The sequence below is a fragment of the Paenibacillus sp. Marseille-P2973 genome (assembly GCF_018101095.1).
In the GTDB taxonomy this organism is placed as follows: domain Bacteria; phylum Bacillota; class Bacilli; order Paenibacillales; family Paenibacillaceae; genus Fontibacillus; species Fontibacillus vini.
In genome coordinates this window covers 143076-161198 of the sequence record NZ_JAGQEH010000007.1, presented here as the reverse complement: position 1 = coordinate 161198, position 18123 = coordinate 143076, and the positions used below count along the sequence as shown (strand labels likewise).

15 protein-coding genes are annotated in these 18123 nt (G+C 47.0%); 11 read left to right on the top strand and 4 right to left on the bottom strand.

Annotated features, from left to right (window positions below):
• Positions 1 to 13 precede the first annotated feature (13 nt).
• A complete protein-coding gene (locus KB559_RS15735) occupies positions 14 to 634 on the bottom strand; it encodes a TetR/AcrR family transcriptional regulator (protein ID WP_247681867.1) in 621 nt (206 codons plus the stop codon).
• Positions 635 to 981: 347 nt separating this feature from the next.
• On the opposite strand from KB559_RS15735, the gene KB559_RS15730 reads away from it, so the two are divergent.
• The 6 genes from KB559_RS15730 to KB559_RS15705 all read left to right on the top strand — a co-directional run bounded on the left by KB559_RS15730 (position 982) and on the right by KB559_RS15705 (position 8752).
• Positions 982 to 1887, top strand: coding sequence for a putative RNA methyltransferase (locus KB559_RS15730; RefSeq protein ID WP_348772929.1), 906 nt, complete (start codon positions 982 to 984; stop codon positions 1885 to 1887).
• A gap of 49 nt (positions 1888 to 1936) precedes the next feature.
• Positions 1937 to 2515: a DUF4256 domain-containing protein gene (locus KB559_RS15725; RefSeq protein WP_211022888.1), complete on the top strand. Its 579-nt coding sequence runs from the start codon at positions 1937 to 1939 to the stop codon at positions 2513 to 2515.
• A gap of 94 nt (positions 2516 to 2609) precedes the next feature.
• Positions 2610 to 3773 (top strand): DUF4317 domain-containing protein, encoded by a 1164-nt coding sequence (locus tag KB559_RS15720; protein WP_211022887.1) that lies wholly within the window; start codon positions 2610 to 2612, stop codon positions 3771 to 3773.
• Between the two features lie 26 nt (positions 3774 to 3799).
• The gene (locus KB559_RS15715; protein ID WP_211022886.1) at positions 3800 to 4690 is read left to right on the top strand and encodes a spermine/spermidine synthase domain-containing protein; all 891 of its coding nucleotides are present in this window, start codon (positions 3800 to 3802) and stop codon (positions 4688 to 4690) included.
• A gap of 207 nt (positions 4691 to 4897) precedes the next feature.
• Entirely contained in the window at positions 4898 to 6163 is a 1266-nt protein-coding gene (locus tag KB559_RS15710; protein ID WP_211022885.1) for a class I SAM-dependent methyltransferase, read from the top strand.
• A 3-nt stretch (positions 6164 to 6166) separates the two neighbouring features.
• The gene (locus KB559_RS15705; RefSeq protein ID WP_211022884.1) at positions 6167 to 8752 is read left to right on the top strand and encodes a metallophosphoesterase; all 2586 of its coding nucleotides are present in this window, start codon (positions 6167 to 6169) and stop codon (positions 8750 to 8752) included.
• A 66-nt stretch (positions 8753 to 8818) separates the two neighbouring features.
• On the opposite strand, the gene KB559_RS15700 is transcribed toward KB559_RS15705, so the two are convergent.
• The gene (locus KB559_RS15700; RefSeq protein ID WP_211022883.1) at positions 8819 to 9643 is read right to left on the bottom strand and encodes a WYL domain-containing protein; all 825 of its coding nucleotides are present in this window, start codon (positions 9641 to 9643) and stop codon (positions 8819 to 8821) included.
• Complete coding sequence (locus KB559_RS15695; protein WP_211022882.1) at positions 9630 to 10940, bottom strand: helix-turn-helix transcriptional regulator; 1311 nt, start codon at positions 10938 to 10940, stop codon at positions 9630 to 9632. The genes KB559_RS15700 and KB559_RS15695 overlap by 14 nt, the downstream gene beginning before the upstream one ends.
• A 582-nt stretch (positions 10941 to 11522) precedes the next feature.
• Between KB559_RS15695 and KB559_RS15690 the strand changes: the two genes are divergently transcribed.
• From KB559_RS15690 to KB559_RS15680, 3 genes are read left to right on the top strand one after another with little or no spacing between them, the layout of a single operon-like run.
• The gene (locus tag KB559_RS15690; protein ID WP_211022881.1) at positions 11523 to 12638 is read left to right on the top strand and encodes a slipin family protein; all 1116 of its coding nucleotides are present in this window, start codon (positions 11523 to 11525) and stop codon (positions 12636 to 12638) included.
• 35 nt (positions 12639 to 12673) lie between these two features.
• Positions 12674 to 13474, top strand: a complete 801-nt coding sequence (locus KB559_RS15685) for a nucleotidyltransferase domain-containing protein (RefSeq protein WP_211022880.1) — start codon at positions 12674 to 12676, stop codon at positions 13472 to 13474.
• On the top strand, positions 13474 to 14700 hold the full coding sequence (locus KB559_RS15680; protein WP_211022879.1) for an RtcB family protein: 1227 nt from the start codon (positions 13474 to 13476) through the stop codon (positions 14698 to 14700). The genes KB559_RS15685 and KB559_RS15680 overlap by 1 nt, the downstream gene beginning before the upstream one ends.
• Positions 14701 to 15328: 628 nt before the next feature.
• On the opposite strand, the gene KB559_RS15675 is transcribed toward KB559_RS15680, so the two are convergent.
• Entirely contained in the window at positions 15329 to 16072 is a 744-nt protein-coding gene (locus KB559_RS15675; RefSeq protein ID WP_211022878.1) for a glycoside hydrolase family 16 protein, read from the bottom strand.
• Positions 16073 to 16219: 147 nt separating this feature from the next.
• On the opposite strand from KB559_RS15675, the gene KB559_RS15670 reads away from it, so the two are divergent.
• Positions 16220 to 17140 (top strand): ABC transporter permease, encoded by a 921-nt coding sequence (locus tag KB559_RS15670; protein ID WP_211022877.1) that lies wholly within the window; start codon positions 16220 to 16222, stop codon positions 17138 to 17140.
• An 18-nt stretch (positions 17141 to 17158) separates the two neighbouring features.
• Positions 17159 to 18043 carry a carbohydrate ABC transporter permease gene (locus KB559_RS15665; RefSeq protein WP_247681866.1) on the top strand — a complete coding sequence of 295 codons (885 nt, stop codon included), beginning with the start codon at positions 17159 to 17161 and terminating at the stop codon, positions 18041 to 18043.
• Positions 18044 to 18123 lie beyond the last annotated feature (80 nt).

Sequence of the window (18123 nt, the reverse complement as noted above, 5' to 3'; positions counted from 1 at the left end):
TTATCTCTCTGAGTTAGAAGCCGTTGCGTAAATAAGCAAACATGGAATTCAAATACTGATCGAACGATATCGCATCGGGGCGAACATCTTGTGATTCGCCCGGCAGAAGGACGTTCAATCGCCCGTCCAGAATAGGCACGAACGCTCCGTAGACGGCACCGGCAAGAAGATGGGTATACCCGTCGGCATAACGACCTTGGGAGAACTGTTCAAGCACTTCCTGGGCAGCGGTCTGCAGGCGTCGCAACACGTTGAGAATATAGGGCTCAAGCGTCGGATACTGATTCGCTAACGATACAAACTGTCTCAGTTTGAATAGAAACTCGGAAGTAAACTGCAGCTTCAGCAAGCTGTACAGCGCATCGAGCGGGGTCGCATCCGGAGGCAAGCCCGCAAACTGCAACTTCGCATCTTCATTGGAGGAACTGCCTATAAAATAGGCCGCTACCGCTTCCTCTTTACACGAAAAGTAGTTGGCAAAGGTTCTGCGGGAGTAGCCGGCCTGCCGAACGACGTCTTCGACGATGAATCCGTCCATGCCTCGTTCAAGCGCAAGCCTAAAGGAGGCCTCAGCCAAAGCATAGGCGGTGGCTTCCTTTTTTTTGTCGCGCAAATTGGTTGGCTTGGAGTCCAAGATCCATGCGCCCTCCTTTCTTGAATTCGATATATTAAATCTGAACTTTATTTACTATAATATATTATTGCCCAATGGGCAATGTTGCACAATGGGAAACCAAATATTTTAAAATGGGAATTCTTAATCTTACACAAGCCGTATCCTTCTAGATATAATGTTAAGAGGTGCGCTACCGCATCTCCCGGATTCTTCTATAGGAGTTGTTATCGATGATCATCAAATTCATTCGTTTACGTTAATGATAGGTACAGTATTGTAAGCTCGGCATTTTTTGAACAAGGATGCTTGGGTTTATTTAACTGTGCCTTTTTCATTTACTAATACGAATGAATGAGGTGTTCTTTGTGTTGTCCAAAAAAGGGAAGTTTACCGCCGCACGTCTTCTCTCAGAATATGAACATATTTTTATTTGCCCTATCTGTTTACATTCCATGCAGGTTGTAGATTTAAAGAGTTTAATTTGTTCCAACCGTCATTGCTTTGATCTGTCAAAGAAGGGATATGTAAACTTAACAACCCACGCTTTAAAGACTAAATATGATAAAAAACTGTTTGAAGCCCGAAAGACAATTAGTGACAAAGGCTTTTTTGAGCCTCTGATGACCCGGATTTGCGATAACATCCTAAGAGAGTTGAAACCATCCGGTCAAAGGATAACAATACTGGATGCCGGATGCGGCGAGGGCTCGCATTTATCCGATATTCAACACAAGATAATGGCTCAATCCGAATGTAATCTGTTAGGGATAGGCATGGATATTTCTAAAGAAGGCATCCATATGGCCTCGAATTTGTCTTCCAAAACCATCTGGTGCGTTGCCGATCTAGCAAAGCCGACGTTTGCGGATAAACAATTCAACTTTATTCTAAATATTTTATCGCCATCTAACTATTCCGGCTTCCAGAGAATCCTTCAGGATCAGGGAATGGTAATAAAGGTGATTCCCGAAGCCCGCTACCTCCAAGAGTTGAGAGGGATATTCTATAAAAGCACGGATAGGGATATCTACTCCAATCAAAAAACGATGGAGCTGTTCAAACATCATTTTGATCTGGTTGATATTCAGCGTGTTCGATATGGTGTGAATATGGACCGTGAAGATATTAAACAATTGGTTCATATGACTCCATTGTCATGGGGGGCGACTGAAGAGTTAAAAGAGCATGCATGGAGTCGGATTAAGGGAGAAATCACTTTTGATTTTTCTATCTTGCTTGGCTCTCGATCACAAGAAGCAAACCGCCGATAAATCTGGTAGTATGGATTTTGGACAGACATTTTTGAAGGGGGAAATGAACATGGCGACGAGTTCCAACGGCAACGAAAAAGCGTTGTCTCCTGAACAGCATGATGGACTGCTTCAAACACTGAAGACACGGTTTGATAAAAATATGGACCGCCATCAAGAACTTGAATGGGCTGGTGTACAAGCCAAGCTCGAAGCTCAACCGGAAAAGTTATGGTCCCTTCATGAAATGGAGCGAACCGGCGGCGAGCCGGATGTCGTTGATCATGACAAGCAGACGGACGAGTACGTTTTTTGCGATTGTTCGGCGGAAAGCCCCAAGGGTCGTAGAAGCGTGTGTTACGACCGTGAAGCGCTGGAATCGCGGAAAGAGCATAAGCCACAAGATAGCGCGATAGACATGGCGGCTGCGATGGGTATCGAGCTTTTATCCGAAGAACAATACCGGGAGCTGCAGAAGCTTGGAAGCTTTGATTTGAAAAGCTCGAGCTGGGTGAAGACACCCGATAATATTAGAAAACTTGGCGGCGCCATCTTTTGTGATCGTCGCTATGATACGGTCTTTGTGTACCACAATGGAGCAGAATCTTATTATGCTGCCAGAGGGTTTCGCGGATTGCTAAGGGTCTAGATCCTGGCGGAGGCCGATGGACGCTTGCTTTTTTAATGACAAAATAGGATCGATAGGAACCGCCAATTTACTCGTAGGAGATGTCTGACGAACCATGATGAAGAAAGAAGTCGCACATATACGGAAGCAATTTAAGCTGGATCACGATTTAATGAATATTTTCGACATTCTCAATGTGTATATTATGAAGGACAGCAACGAGATCTATCATTGGGAACGCCTGCCGTTTGGCCTGGTTGACAGGGAGAAGCAGGAATTGCATATGGGCAATTTCAAGAAGCTGCTGACCGGGGAATTGGATCAAAAGCTGTTTGAATTAAAATTTCAAGAGGAAGCAGAAGATCCGACGCGAGTGCTTCTTCACCAAGGCTTAGTGACAGGGGACCCGGACGAATGGCAGGATCTGATGCTGCATTTGGTGGATAAAATGCTGGCTGACACCCGCTATGAAAAGGATACGGTAATCACTTTCGTTCGCGGACAGTACTATCGTCCGACCAAGGCCCGAAATGAAGAAGCCGAGGAAACCGGTAAGGACGAGATGTTTGCGCATCCGTTTATTTTATGCAGCGTGAATTCCACGGAGCAGCAACGTAAAACTCTCCTGTTTGACTATGTGGAGAGGGAGTTTAAGTACAATGTCATGGTAGATCCGATTATCAAGCTAAGCTCGCCGGAGCAGGGATTCTTTTACCCTAGCGTGACGGACAACAGTTCCGATGTGAATCGTATTCTCTATTGCACGGGGAGAGCGAATGATCCGGATCTGCATTTCATCGAGCAGGTTCTGAATGCCGAAAAGTCCATAACTGCGCAGGAAGAGAGAGTCTACTTCGAAGATATCGTGAAGGAAGTGGCAGGCGAGGAACTGGATGCGGCTACTCTCTCCAATGTGTATGAGGAAATCTACCAGGTGATCGAAACCCACGAGGAGGAAGAACCGCCGACGTTGGATTATAAAGATGTGGAACGCGTGCTGTCGGTAAGCGGAGTAGAGAACGTGACACCGGAAAAAGTGGAACGGGCGTTTCAAAATATCATCGACGATAAATACTATGAAATGAAGGCTAGCAGTGTTATGCCGAAATTCACTTCGAAATCGATCAAGATCGATACGAAGGTGGCCACGATTTCGATCAGCCCGCAAGATTTAAAGTATGTGAAACAAGTGAATTTTCAAGGCAGACGATGCCTCATGATTGAGGTCGACGAAGATGTTATGGTCGAAGGATTTACGCTCACCACAGAGACTTTATAGTAATAAGGGGGGCGCTGGGTGAGGACATGGAGAATCATGAGATCGTATCGGATAAAATCAAACAGGACAATTACAAAGTATTTGCTTTGCTTAGCCACTATTTAAATAACGCACCAGACTATATAGATAAAGAAGAAATGGATGAGGTCATAAACAGCGGCGTATCTTCGGAATATGCGTTTAAGCTGATCTTGGCTGCCGCGTTTGGGCTGGATGTGGTTGACAATGCGGGCGATAAGGAATTGTTCAACAAGTATTTTGACCGGATGATTCATAAACTGGATGCTAACGAATATTACGAGAACGCCTATTATAAGAACATCAAGATCCCGAGTATCAAAATCGGCAAGAGCGAATTGAAATATGAACAATACAAGCCTTTTGAAGGCTTTGTGTGCAATGATATCCTCCGAACGGAAGAGGGGCGGCAAATCCCTCAAATCGGATTTTTTGATACGGAATTCAGATTCCCGGCAGTGCTTGAAAATGATCGAATCTGGATGACGATTACGCCGAATGAAATCGAAACGATGAGGGAGCCGATCGATCAAGCGTTCGGTCATGTACTTACTTTTGGACTCGGGCTCGGCTATTATGCCTATATGGTTTCCGAAAAAGAGAACGTGGAGAGCGTTACGATTGTGGATCTGAATAAAGATGTGATCGAGCTGTTTCAAACACATGTGCTCCCGCAATTCAAGCATGCACATAAGATTAATGTCATCCAGGCAGAAGCTTTTGAGTTCGCCCAGGAACATCTGTCTAAGGAGAAATATGATTTCGTGTTCACCGATTTATGGCATGACGTTTCCGACGGCATGGAAATGTATTTGAAGATGAAAGAGATTGAGAAGCAAAGCTGTCCTGATACGGTATTTACGTATTGGATCGAAAAATCGATTTTGTGTTATTTGTAATTAATTGTGTGCATTATAGTGCATGTTTGAACATAACCACTCAAAGCCGTTCCTTGCTTAAGCAAGGGCGGCTTTTTCCATTTATAGAGCTGAGTTTGGATAAATTTCCTTACTCGTAATACTTCCGCCCTGTTCGTTTGCATATATGTAAGCGAAAATGTGATCAAGTGAATTTCGTTTTTAATTTGTTATGAGGAGTAGATTGAGATGGCTATTGTGCAATTCAGATCCACCAATCCGCAGTTTTCGTTTCTGATAAAGAAGAATCCGAACACCGGCATGATGCTTCGTTCGATCCGAAAGGGCATGGCGTATGGTTGGTATACGGATGAGCAATCGTACAACGTTTATTTTAAGGATGCAGACAATGAGGTCTCCTATAAGCAGCATGAACAGGAGGACTTCGAATATCTGAATGTCTCGAGGTACAACACGCCTTTGTTCCCGCTGAATGCAATTAATGAATTTTTCTCTGCGCCTCTAAAGGCGCAGGATGAAAGGGACGTAGAAGGTTACGAGCATACGTTTTTCATTAATATGATACATATCGAGCTGGTCCGGTACATCGAGTTTTTTGAAAAGCACCTCCATGATTTCACTTTTGAAATCACGCATCAGGCACATAAGAGCTACTCCCTCACCGTTACGACACAGAAGAGCCTGTATCAGCTGCTGCATACCGTCAGTGTATTATGCTTATTTCTCTCGATGTTCGGAAACGAGTATATCGATATCTCGGACAGCATTCTGGATAAGTACATCAGAAGTATAAATGTAATGGATGCGCCATTTTATATTCGAAGCCTCTTTGTGCGGAATTTCCTGTCCAGCAGGGACCGGTTTCAGAAGTACAAAGGGGAGCTTGAAAAAACGGAACGCTATAAGATTCAATTCGCCTATGGGGGTACTGCTCTCCAGAGGAGAAATTATATCGGCAGCTTGCTCGCTTTTGACAAATCAATTTTGGATGTGGGCTGCGGGGAGGGATTTTATGCGATCTCTTTTGCAGCGAAAATAGAGAACAGCTACTACGCGGTTGATATCAATGAGGAGCTGCTGGAGAAGGTAAAGCGTAAAGCGGAGGCCAAGGAGATCGATAACATTGTCACCTTCGGCTCGATCGATCAGTTCCTGGAAAGCTATAACGGAGAGCTGGCGGATGTGATTTTGACAGAGGTCGTCGAACATATGAGCCAGGAGGAGGCTGGGCAACTTATTCGGCAAATTTGTACGCAGGTCGATTTTGACAAATTCATTATTACAACGCCGAACGCCGACTTTAACCGCTACTATGAGCTGAGCGGCTTCCGGCATGACGACCACAAATGGGAGATGGGCGAAGAGATGTTCCAACGCTGGATGCGTGATGTGATTAAGGAAACGGATCTGCAGGCCGAATTTGTGGCTGTCGGAGACGGAGTCAACGATATAAAGACGACGCAAGGCGTCATTCTTACCAAAAGGAGGGGCTGAGCGATGGACATCCAAAGTAAGATTCATACGGTTTTTATGCTGGTTGGGTCGACGGAATGTGGGAAAACGACGTTTGCCAAAAATGTACTGATTCCCGGGCTGTGTTTTGAGGAGAATAGTCGGAACTTCAGGACGAACATCCAATACTTGTCTTCCGATCAAATTCGGCAAGAGGTCCTTGGATATGAATACGATAAATATGAACAAGTCATGCTTGAAGCAAGTGAACAAGCTTTCCATTTGTTGTTTGAAAGACTGAAGATGGCGACGTCTTTTCCGATTAATGCGGAGTTTGTAATTGTAGATACAACAGGGTTATCCGAGGATTTTCGGGCAAAGGTGAAGGAGATTACCATTCAAAACAACTATAACCTCGAGGTCATTGTCTTTGATTATCGTAAACGGGACGATTATTATGCATCGGAGCGCTCAAAGAAGCTGATCACGAATCACATTAACCGGCTGAGGAAGGAAGTCCTGGGAGCGTTACCCCGCGAGGGCTACAGCAAAATCCATAGAGTGCGTGCAAAAGACTTTTATGTTGGAGAAGAGGGGAAAGCGAATCCTGAATACAAAATCATTGTTGAGGATATGAATGCTTACTTGGCGACCATTCTTCCTCAGGAACAGCAGTATATCATCATCGGCGATGTCCATGAATGTGTAGACGATTTGAAAGGGTTGCTGCTTGATCACGGATATAAAATTGAGGCGGGCAGACTGATTGCGACAGACAGGCTGAAGCAAACTAAGCTGATTTTGGTTGGGGACTGGATTGACAAAGGCAAACAAACGAAGGAAATTATCACTTTTCTCTATGACAACCGGGAGTATTTTTACTTCGTACTTGGGAACCATGAGAATTTCGTCGACAAATATATGAAGGGTGAAATTAAGGGTGTTGACCAGGAGCTGCTGCACACGTACTTTGATTCAACGCAGGTCTTAAAGAACGATGCCCAACTAATGGGGGAATTTCAGCACCTCGTAACGATGTCGAAGCCATTTTACCGTTATATAGGGGCTAAGGGGCCGTCATTCTATGTTACTCACGCCCCGTGCAGGAACAAGTACATCGGGAAGCTGGATACGAATTCCGCCAGGCACCAAAGAAATTTCCGGATTGACCGGGAAGCTCCGTTTGAGGAGCAGCTTGCTTTTCTGCAGGAGGAAGCCGTCAAAAATCATCCATTCCACATATTCGGGCATATCGCGGCCAAGCAACCTTTCCGGATCGGGAATAAAGTCCATATTGATACGGGCAGTGTGCATGGCAATCAGCTAACTTCCGTAAGCATCTCGTATAAACCGTTTATAAAGTCGCGGAAATCCCGCCAGGCGGTTGCTTCCGAGGAATTGCAAATTCTATTCAAGGGAGAGCGGAAAGTATCTATTCAAGACCTCGGAGAGGATGACATTCGCAGACTCCGTTACTGCTCGCGTAATAGAATCAACTTTATTTCGGGTACCATGTCCCCGGCGGACAAGAATAACGAGACGAATGAACTTGAGTCCTTAAAGCGTGGCCTCGAATATTTCAGGGATCGCGGAGTTGGGCAAGTTGTTCTGCAACCCAAATATATGGGTTCAAGATGCAATGTTTATTTGCATAAGGAGCTGGGGCAGTGTTTTGCTGTCAGCCGTAACGGCTATAAGATCAATCATGTAGATTTATCGGAAATTTACGGGAAGCTGCAGTCTAAATTCGGCGCTTACATGGAAGAACGGAACATTCAGATGCTGATTCTGGACGGGGAGCTGCTTCCGTGGAAGGCACTGGGCGAAGGACTTATCGAAAAGCAGTTCAAGCCCATTGAAAAAGCGCTGGAAACGGAGCTTGAATATTTGCGGCAAAACGGCTTTGAGGAAGCCTTCAACAAGCTTATTGCCGAATATGCAGGAAGCGGGTTTGAAAAGGATCAGCAGCATACCACAAAGTCCGCGTTAAGTGAAAAGTACGGCGCGAGTGTATATCAAAGCTATAAACATGTCCATGAGATTCGGGAAACCTATGTTTCTTTGTCGCAACATATGGAGGCTTATCAAACATATAAAAGACAGTTGGAACTGTATGCGGATGACGAATCCATGGAATATAAGCCGTTTTCCCTGTTGAAAGTCGTGTATGAAGACGGAAAAGAAGAGCTACCAGGATGGAAGACCTCCGAGATGTACACTTTTTTGTCAGAGGATGAGGCCGTTATGTTGGATCTGTCCGATCCCGATTGCCTGGAGGCGGCAGAACGCTTCTTCTCTAAACTTACGACGGAGAACCATATGGAGGGAATCGTGATCAAGCCGGAACTATGGAACGGAAAAACCGTGCCTTATATGAAGGTGAGAAATCCAGACTATTTGTCCATCATTTACGGGTATGACTACAAGTTCCGTCATAAATACCGTAAACTGCTCAAACAGAAAAATGTGAATCAAAAGCTTCGGACCTCGCTAAACGAGTACCGGCTTGGGATGACCATGCTGGCGGTGCCATTTGAGGAAATCACCCCTGAACATAAGGGATATCAAGAGATAGCCGCTAATCTACTATTTGAGGTGGCCCAAGAGCGTGAGATTGATCCACGGTTATAAATATTGAAAAAAGGTTCAGGTGACGGACTTTTAAGTCCGACGCCTGAGCTTTTTTAATTCAGGATCTTACGAAGTCAGCTCTTCATCCGACATAATGTGCTGATACCGCTCCAATGCCTTCGTCGATGATTCCAGCATCCGCTTCTTTAAATAATCACCCTCCACTACCCGGACCCGTTTCCCGAGAAAACGAATCTTGGAGAGCAAATACTCCATTTCATCCCCAAGTAAAGAAACCCTGATTTGATAGGTATCTTTTTCTTCATCGTACGCCACGCTTTTTTCGAAGCTGGAGAAGGCGTAAAGAATGCGGGACAGCTCTTCGTTATAAACACGGACAATTTCGATGGTTGCTTCGCATTTGCGCGAATCCAGCGTGTTTCCGATTGTTTTCAGAATGTTCTCCGCTGCTGACGGCTCGATAGGTTCTGGCAGGACAGAATGAATTTTATTCAGCCTGGTGCTCATGAGGGAGCGATGCCGTGTATGATACCAGAGCAAGTACCACTCCCGTTTGACCATCGAGTACTCCAGTTTATAAGGAAACCCGGAATGGTCGGTCTTCACCCGGCCCCCCTTGATTTCATACGTGATGCGGATGCCTGTTTTATTCATGATGAGACGGCGTAAAGGCCTCAGGAGTGGATGGTAGACCTGTTTTTCCATGGTGCGGGCTTTTTCGATCAAATGGTGGGATATGTCCATAACCTGATCCGGCTCAAGAGCGGAGCGCAGCTTATCCAACGTGTCCGCCGTGAAAGCTTCCGCCGCCGCGGGATGCTCGAGCATCGTCTTCAGCCAGGCCCGTTCATGCGAGGTGACCATGAAGGTGCCGGAGTCCTCCAAGCGGGAAATGATCTGGTGATTGAATATTTTCTCAAACAGATTCATAGTATGCCTGAATCTCCTTCCATTCGTCTATCATTTGGCGGCGCAGCGAAACGGGTTCCAAAACCTCGCAGCTGGAGCCGAAACTGCGCAACCACGGCTTGATCTCGGTAGTCCCGTTTACGGTGATTTCATAAATAAAGCAATGCTCATCTTCATACACAATCTGTCCCCATTGTCCCTGCAGAATGACCCTCTCTTTGACGAAGTTCGGTTCAGAGCCTCCCGGATTATAGAAACGAACGCGTACCTTCACAGGCCGTCCGGTATCGATCAACCAGCTATATCTGATTTTCTCGGCGAGTTCATGTTGCTTTTCCGCATACCAAGTCTCATCTACGGATTCATCCTCTTCGATTTGTGTGATTCCCTCCATACGGTATTTCCGGATCCCTTCCCGTCCGTAAGAAAGCAAATACCATCTTCCATATTGATGGTCGTACACCAGTTTAAGCGGAAGCGTCTTTTGGGTTTTGCCATTTGTGTCCCGCTCAAAGAGAGGATTGGTGTTCTTGGAGGCGTAGCTTTTTTCGGATTTGGGCGAAAAGTAAAGAAAACGGACTTTGCGGCGGTGACGGATGGCATGAAGGAGCGTGAACAGATGCGCCTCATCCAAGATTCGTGAGTAATAGTGGTACTTGTATAGAAATGGCTCTACGGCATGCTGTTCAAACTGATTGCGCGAAAGCTGCTTCTTGAGCCCGTCACGCAGCAGATACCCTTGCACGGAAGGAACCTGTGTGTTCGCCATCACATCCACAAAATCATACAAGTCGATAAGCTCTTCATCGGATAAAGTCCGTACCAAGTCGTCTTTAATACGGTAACGGTACGGACGGGGCCCCGGATCTCTTTTGATGACGCCGACCTCTTCCAAGTACTTGAGATCCGACCGAATGGTCTTCTCGTCAGGCATAGGAAGTCCTGAAGGTAAGCTGCTGCAGCAGGTATCCAAGAGTTCCATTGCAGTCAAGGCCTGATCATTCATCGCAGCTAACAGCAGCGAGATTCTTTGACTCTCGGACTCCTTAACGGATTTAGCGCGAAACAGGAACAAGAGCAAAGGGTCGGTGGAGTCATAATAACTGAAGCGAAGGGACTCGGAAAAATCCTTGTTCTGTTCCTGCGGCAAATGCGGATGCATGGAGTTTACGACTTCTTTGAGCCTTCGGATTGTTTTATCAAAAGTGTGGACGGAAATACCCAATCTCTCCGCGAACTGTTGTCTGCTAAAAGCACCGCTTGTCAGCACTAACATACGCAGAAATTGGATTTCTTTATCAAAGCTTTCCTTAGCCAAAAAGATATCCCCCGTTCGAATAAATCATCTTCTTCCATTGTAGCAGAGGGGAGAGATTTGGGTGAGATGGAAAATTATTATCCCGGTCGTAATACTTTCGCCATGTTCGGTCAGTTAGAAATGAGCGATTATATAAACAGTTCTTATGCGGGCGGTCGTAACGAGGCGAGGATATCGGTTTATCCCGCAGTGCCGTACATATTATGTCGCGGTATCCTGTACGAACCCAATCGGTAAGAACTCCATTTGGGGTTCGATTCCCCAATCGCCTAGGGAGCGATTCTGGTAGAGCACTCGACTTCCAATCGAGCGAAAATTGAACAAAGACCAAAGGAAGGAATCCCTAGCGGCTAGCAGGAGCGCACTGCAGGAAAGGCTTTGCAACCCGTGGATACCGGTGGCGCGCAGCTCCGGGGAACTTTAGTCGGATGGAGGAGTAAGCAGGACGATTGAAGTCGGATCATCCTTCTGAATCTCATATCCTTACAAATCACCCGCAGATCGCCCAGCTAAAACGAGGTTCCGCCTGTACCTCAGTGGGATTCCAAATCCATTGGTCAAAACATGAAGGGAGTAATTCATATGTTTATAAAAGTTATCATTCAAGCTGATGAGCGCGGTTTGCTTTTTCATAAAGGAAGTTATACAAAAAAGCTTAATCCGGGGACTTATCACTTTTCGGCCTGGTCGCAAACTACGGTTGTGATCATGAATATCACGGAACCGTTCGTTGTTGAAGGGAGAGACTTGCAGCTGTTTCTCCATGACGAAGCTCTTGTGCAAGAACTTGATATCGTACGGGTACAAGATCATGAGTATGTCCTGCATTATGAAGACGGTCAATTCGTGCAACTGTTGAAGCCTGGCGTCTATGCTTTTTGGAATATACTGAAAAAGAATGCCTTCTTGCACACGGATATTAGACAGCCCGAGTTGCCTGCCGAGATCGACCGTTCGGTTCTGACGAAGCTTACGGCTTATGTGCAATCCTGCGAAATTGCGAATTATGAAACCGGGTTTTTATTTTATGATCATGTTCTGCAACGAGAGCTCACACCTGGAAAATACTACTTCTGGAGAGGTCCCGTTTCGGTCGTGGTCAAAACGATGGATATGAGGCAGCAGCAAATGGATCTTATCGGCCAGGAGATCATGACGGAAGACAAAGTGTCGTTGCGCTTGAATTTCGTTTGCCAATACAGAATCACAAAGCCGCTGCGCGCCTTGGAGATCAAATCGTTCGAAGAGCAAATTCATATCCAGCTTCAACTGATGCTCCGGGAATATGTCGGAACTCTTAGATTGGATGATCTTTTGAAACGGAAAGAGGACGTCGCATCGTTCATCCTGTCCCGTTTACATGAGAAGAGTGAGGAGTATGGGGTGCAATTTCTGGGTGCGGGAGTTAAGGATGTTATTTTACCGGGAGAAATGAAAGATATCCTAAATACCGTCCTGCTTGCGGAGAAGAAGGCCCAAGCGAATTTGATCACTCGCCGGGAAGAAACGGCATCGACCCGAAGCTTGCTGAATACGGCGAAGTTGATGGATGAGAACCAGACGTTGTTCCGGTTGAAAGAGCTGGAGTTTTTAGAGAAGATATGCGAAAAGATCGGTTCGATCTCTTTAACGGGCGGCGGGGATCTGTTGGAACGGTTAAGTTCACTTATTGGTGAGAATAAGGCGGCAAGCAAATAATGAACATCACAGGGGTTTGGTGAGGAGGGTTTTATATGAGCAGTAGTTACCATCAACAAATATTGGCTTCACTGGAGCGGATTGAGCACGAGGAAAACGTCCGGATCCTGTATGCATGCGAATCAGGCAGCCGGGCGTGGGGTTTCCCTTCAAAGGATAGCGACTACGACGTCAGATTTATTTATGTCAGGCCTTTAGATTGGTACCTTTCGATATTTGAAAAACGGGATGTTATCGAGCGCCCGATCAGCGATATGCTGGATATCAACGGATGGGATCTGCGCAAAGCCTTGAACCTGTTCCGTAAATCGAATCCGCCGCTGCTCGAGTGGCTTCAATCCCCGATTGTATATAAGGAGAACCATGTGATTGCGGATCAAATCCGTCGCATTGTGCCGCTCACCTTTTCCCCGAAGTCATGTATTTACCACTATCTGCACATGGCAAAAGGAAACTATCGGGAGTACCTCCAGGGTGAACGGGTAAAAATCAAAAAATACTTCTATGTCCTTCGTCCGCTATTGGCTTGCGAATGGATCGAAAGACATGATACCATGCCCCCGGTAGAATTTGACCGGCTGGTCGATGACCTAGTTCCAAAGGACAGCCAGCTAAAAACGATGATCGACGGATTGCTTGTTCGTAAAAAGGCAGGTGACGAGATGGATTACGAACCGAGAATCGAGCCGATCAACGTATTTTTGGAGGATAGAATACAGTATTACGAAGAGATGGCGGCGAGCATGCCCCCGTCTGGCGGGGACCAAAGTCAGCGGCTGGACGATCTGTTCCGGACCGTGTTAGAGGAAGTATGGGGAAAGGATTGGAGAAACTAATGACTTATCAAAATATAGACGGAGTGCGGGTTTGGGGAAAGCCCGATGATGGAGCGCTGGCTCAAGCGAAAACGTGCGCGGAAACCGGCAATGTAGTTCAAACTTTGCTGATGGCGGATCATCATAAAGGATACAGTCAGCCGATCGGCGGAGTTGTCGTTTATGACGGGCAAATCTCTCCTTCCGGGGTCGGTTATGATATTGCATGCGGAAATAAAGCGGTGAGAACCAACTTATTCGCGTCGGATATGAAGCCTGACTTGGCGCGGGTGATGGATCAGATTGCCCGTAAAGTCTCCTTCGGGATCGGCCGGGTCAATCATGAACAGGTCGACCATGATCTTTTCGATGATCCGGATTGGGCAGTTTATAAGGCGGTAGGCAGCCAGGAACACGACAAGTTGAAGGCATTGGCGCAAAGTCAGCTGGGCACCGTCGGCAGCGGCAATCACTTTGTAGATTTGTTTGAAGAAGCGGGAACCGGACGTTTGTGGATCGCGAATCATTTTGGAAGCCGGGGATTTGGGCATAAAACGGCAAGCGGTTTTCTTAATCTGGCTGCCGGCAGAACATTCCTTGCGAGCGCTCCCGGTGAAAAGATGGATCAGCCGCCTGTGCTGCTTGATCTGAACAGCGAGCTGGGCGATATGTATTACCGGGCGATGAAGCTGGCGGGACGGTACGCGTATGCCGGAAGGGACTATGTGATTCAGCAGGTGCTGGCTATTTTGGGAGCGGAAGCGGACCTTGAAGTGCATAACCACCATAACTATGCATGGAAGGAAACGCATGACGGCAAAGAAGTCGTCGTTGTCCGTAAAGGGGCGACTCCATCCGCGCCCGGCCAGGTTGGCTTTATCGGCGGCAGCATGGGGGATATTTCCGTGATCGTAAAAGGGAAAGACAGCATAGAGAACCGGGAGGCTTATTACAGCACGGTGCACGGAGCCGGGCGAACCATGAGCCGGACCCAGGCTGCCGGGAAAATGAACTGGAAAACCCGAACCCGCAGCGGCGGTCAAATCAGCACGGAGCAAATGATGGAGGCGGTTCGAAGCTTCGGGGTAGAATTGCGCGGAGCGGGAACGGACGAGAGTCCTTTTGTATATCGGAAGCTTCAAGAAGTGCTGGATGCGCACGCCGAAACGATCGAGGTTATGCATGTTTTGAAGCCGACCGGGGTTTGTATGGCCGGGGCGGATGAGTTTGATCCGTATAAGGACTGATGCCTAGAGCATCAGTTCCAACTCCTGTGTAATGAAATCATTAGAAAACTCCATGATGGAGGTGTCTTTAATCGCGGTGACGTTTATTAATTTGCTCTTCCCAAATGTATGACGCGAGAAATCAGAGAACTGTCAGGTATGGCACCTACGGTTTGCAACGATAATACAAGCCCACCAGTTTTGGTTAAGCTGGTGGGCTTATTCTATTGTTGAGAATACGAAAATGAAGAATCGGTCTGGGTTCTTACCTTAAGCCAAGACATCCTCGGCCCTTTAGAGGATCACGTTCTCCTGATATTGTCTTGCTCTTTTTAACATAGCTGTTATCTCCAGCGCGATTCAAGGACGTGATAACTGTAAAACCTACAGTTAATTTTCTGCAGTATAAGCCTTTTCGGACATTAACTGTAAAACCTGCAGCTAATCCGTCGTTATCGGCTCTAATTGAGCAAATAAAGTGAAAATAGCTGTTGGTTTTACAGCTGTTTTTGAAAAACGGGGGCAGACGGTCCAATTAGCTGGAGAAAATACAGTTAATCTTTCTATCTTACCTGTTTAACTGACTTGCTTAGCCTAAGGACCCGGAGGCAGCACCGGACTTTAGGCCGTTCGCGAAAAGGATAGGAACCTACTCATACACCCAAATCCCCGCAACCGTCATTTTCGCCGGCAGCGCTTCTTCATCCACCGGCACATTGTCATACCAGCCGCCTACAGCCAAATTAAGTACCAAGTAGAAAGGGACGTCGAACGGCATCAGGCCTGGCAGTAGACTGCGCTCGGCGTAGCAGTGACCGTCCACCAGCCAGCGCATGGAGCTGGCATCCCACTCCAGCGCATAATCGTGAAACTCGTTAATGGATCCCGATTCAAACCGATGGGAGAATTCCTCGGTGACCTTATGATCCCAATCCTTTCCGTAATGAAGCGTGCTGAATACTTCCTGCGGCAGGCGGCCTTTGGCTTCAAGCATGTCGATCTCGCCAGAGGCGGGCCAGAAGCCATGAATCTTATCTTGAGGGAGCAGCCAGATCGCCGGCCAGAGGCCTTGCCCGACGGGCAGTTTGGCCCGGACGACCAGCTTGCCATAACAAAAGGAGAAGCGGTCCCGGGTGTCTATACGGGCGGAAGTGTAGGCGAAGCTCCGTCCGCCCGTTTCGGTCGTCTCGCGGTGCGCACACAGGTTCAAACCATTTTCATCAATATACAAGTTGCCGGAATTTCCCGTATAAAACTGCTGTTCTCCGTTTCCCCAGCCGGGGGCCAGAATATGGCCTTCATCGTCCAGCAAATCGTTGCCAAGGCGAATGTTCCATGTGCTCAAATCAGCCCCGCTATGTAAGAAATCCTGTTGCCAAATCAGCTTGTTCATCCTTTGAACACTCCTTTCATCTACCCTTAGCATATTGAAATTTAACGGCGGGTCAAACGAATCCAAAATAATGGGATAGGGTCAAAAATCCTGGCCTTTTTTTCCTATGTCCGTTCTCATACGATGAAAGGGAAGGAGGCAAGGCATATGTTCCAACATAAAACTGGACAGATAAAAACCTTTTTAAGACAGTGGCAACTGCAAAGCATGGTTATCCCCGGGATTGTCTGGATGTTTATCTTCTGCTACATCCCCATGTTTTGGCTGATTATTGCATTTATGGACTACAACATCGCAAAGCCCATGATGGACTCGCCCTTCGTAGGGTGGAAGCACTTCCAGGACTTTGTGACGGATGACCGTTTCTGGCGTTCGATCCGCAATACCCTGGGAATGAGCAGCATTAAGCTGATCCTGGGCTTTCCGATCCCGATTTTGTTCGCTCTGCTGCTGAATGAAATCCGGAGTCTTCGCTTTAAGCGTACGGTGCAGACGATTTCGTATTTACCGCATTTCATCGCCTGGACGATCTTTGGCGGGATCATGCTCAACTGGCTGGGTGAGGGCGGCGTGATCAATCAATTGCTGATAGCGATAGGAGTTCAAGATCGAGAAATTTTGTTTAACAGCGAGCCTAAGTACTTCTGGTGGATTGCCTTTTTTTCCGATACGCTCAAAGAAATGGGCTGGAGCGCTATCATCTATATCGCCGCCATCTCCGGCATTGATCCCGGTTTGTACGAAGCGGCGGAACTGGATGGCGCGGGCCGTTGGCAGCGAATGTGGCATATCACCATTCAAAGCATCCGTCCTACCATTTCCATCTTGTTCATTCTCGCGGTAAGCGGGCTGCTCGGCAGCAACTTCGATCAGATCTTTATGTTGAAGAACAACATGAACATGAAGATGGCGGAAAGCCTGGATCTCTATATCTACAACATGGGCTTGGTATCCGGACGTCACTCCTTCTCCACGGCCGTTCTGTTTGCCCGCTCCATTGTGGCATTAGGACTGTTGTTCCTGGCCAACTTTTCCTCCAAAAAACTCAATGGCGAAGGCATTTTTTAAGAAGGGGGAGAATGATCCATGGAAATGCGGAGAAGATTCCGGCGCATCAGCGTGTTTACGATATGCAATACCTTGCTGATGCTGGCGGTTTGTTTTATAACGCTGTACCCGATGTATTTTGTGCTTATTAATTCGTTTAACGCTCCGGAGCAGGCCTTGTTGGGCACGGTCAACTGGTTTCCCAAAGCGGTGTCGCTGGACAGTTATCGCGTTGTATTCAATGACGAAAACATGATGAACGGATTTCTGGTCACCACTTTGCGTACCGTGATCGGGACCGTGGTACACGTGCTGTTTACCGCCATTGTGGCTTACGGCATGAGCAAATCCAACCTGATTGGCCGCAAGATTTATATGAAAATCGCCTTGATTACGATGCTGTTCTCGGGCGGTTTGATTCCTACGTTTATCCTTATGACCAAGCTGGGCTTGTACGATAACTTTTTGGTCTTCATTATTCCTGCGATGTACACGTTTTTCGATATGGTCATTTTCATCAGCTTTTATCGCACGATCCCGGAAAGCCTGGAGGAGTCAGCCAAGGTAGACGGCGCGTCGGATTATGGGGTATTGTTCAAAATTGTACTTCCCAATAGCATGGCGGTAATTGCGACCATAGCGCTTTTTGCAGCCGTATATCACTGGAACGATTACTATCAGGGCGTACTGTACATCCGCTCGCAGGAAATATTGCCGCTGCAAACGATGCTGTACAAAATCATTGCTGAGAATTCCATGTCGTTCATGCAGCAGCAGGCCATGGCTCAGTTCGGGGCCAAGCTGCCAGGCAACTCGATCAAGTTTGCCTCCATGATGGTGGCCACGCTGCCGATTCTGGCGTTCTATCCCTTTATCCAGCGCTATCTGGTCAAAGGCGTTATGATCGGCGCAATTAAAGGGTAAGCGTCATCGGCCTGACTAAGCCAAGGCTTGGAGGGGCGGATGATTCATATACAAAATCCATTGGAAATAAAGAAAGGATG

What these genes read in the sequence shown, in the direction of transcription:
- KB559_RS15725 (WP_211022888.1), top strand. Translation starts at nt 1,937, where the DNA reads ATGGCGACGAGTTCCAACGGCAACGAAAAAGCGTTGTCTCCTGAACAG.
- KB559_RS15720 (WP_211022887.1), top strand. Translation starts at nt 2,610, where the DNA reads ATGATGAAGAAAGAAGTCGCACATATACGGAAGCAATTTAAGCTGGAT.
- KB559_RS15715 (WP_211022886.1), top strand. Translation starts at nt 3,800, where the DNA reads ATGGAGAATCATGAGATCGTATCGGATAAAATCAAACAGGACAATTAC.
- KB559_RS15710 (WP_211022885.1), top strand. Translation starts at nt 4,898, where the DNA reads ATGGCTATTGTGCAATTCAGATCCACCAATCCGCAGTTTTCGTTTCTG.
- KB559_RS15705 (WP_211022884.1), top strand. Translation starts at nt 6,167, where the DNA reads ATGGACATCCAAAGTAAGATTCATACGGTTTTTATGCTGGTTGGGTCG.
- KB559_RS15700 (WP_211022883.1), bottom strand. Translation starts at nt 9,643, where the DNA reads ATGAATCTGTTTGAGAAAATATTCAATCACCAGATCATTTCCCGCTTG.
- KB559_RS15690 (WP_211022881.1), top strand. Translation starts at nt 11,523, where the DNA reads ATGTTTATAAAAGTTATCATTCAAGCTGATGAGCGCGGTTTGCTTTTT.
- KB559_RS15685 (WP_211022880.1), top strand. Translation starts at nt 12,674, where the DNA reads ATGAGCAGTAGTTACCATCAACAAATATTGGCTTCACTGGAGCGGATT.
- KB559_RS15680 (WP_211022879.1), top strand. Translation starts at nt 13,474, where the DNA reads ATGACTTATCAAAATATAGACGGAGTGCGGGTTTGGGGAAAGCCCGAT.
- KB559_RS15675 (WP_211022878.1), bottom strand. Translation starts at nt 16,072, where the DNA reads ATGAACAAGCTGATTTGGCAACAGGATTTCTTACATAGCGGGGCTGAT.
- KB559_RS15670 (WP_211022877.1), top strand. Translation starts at nt 16,220, where the DNA reads ATGTTCCAACATAAAACTGGACAGATAAAAACCTTTTTAAGACAGTGG.
- KB559_RS15665 (WP_247681866.1), top strand. Translation starts at nt 17,159, where the DNA reads ATGGAAATGCGGAGAAGATTCCGGCGCATCAGCGTGTTTACGATATGC.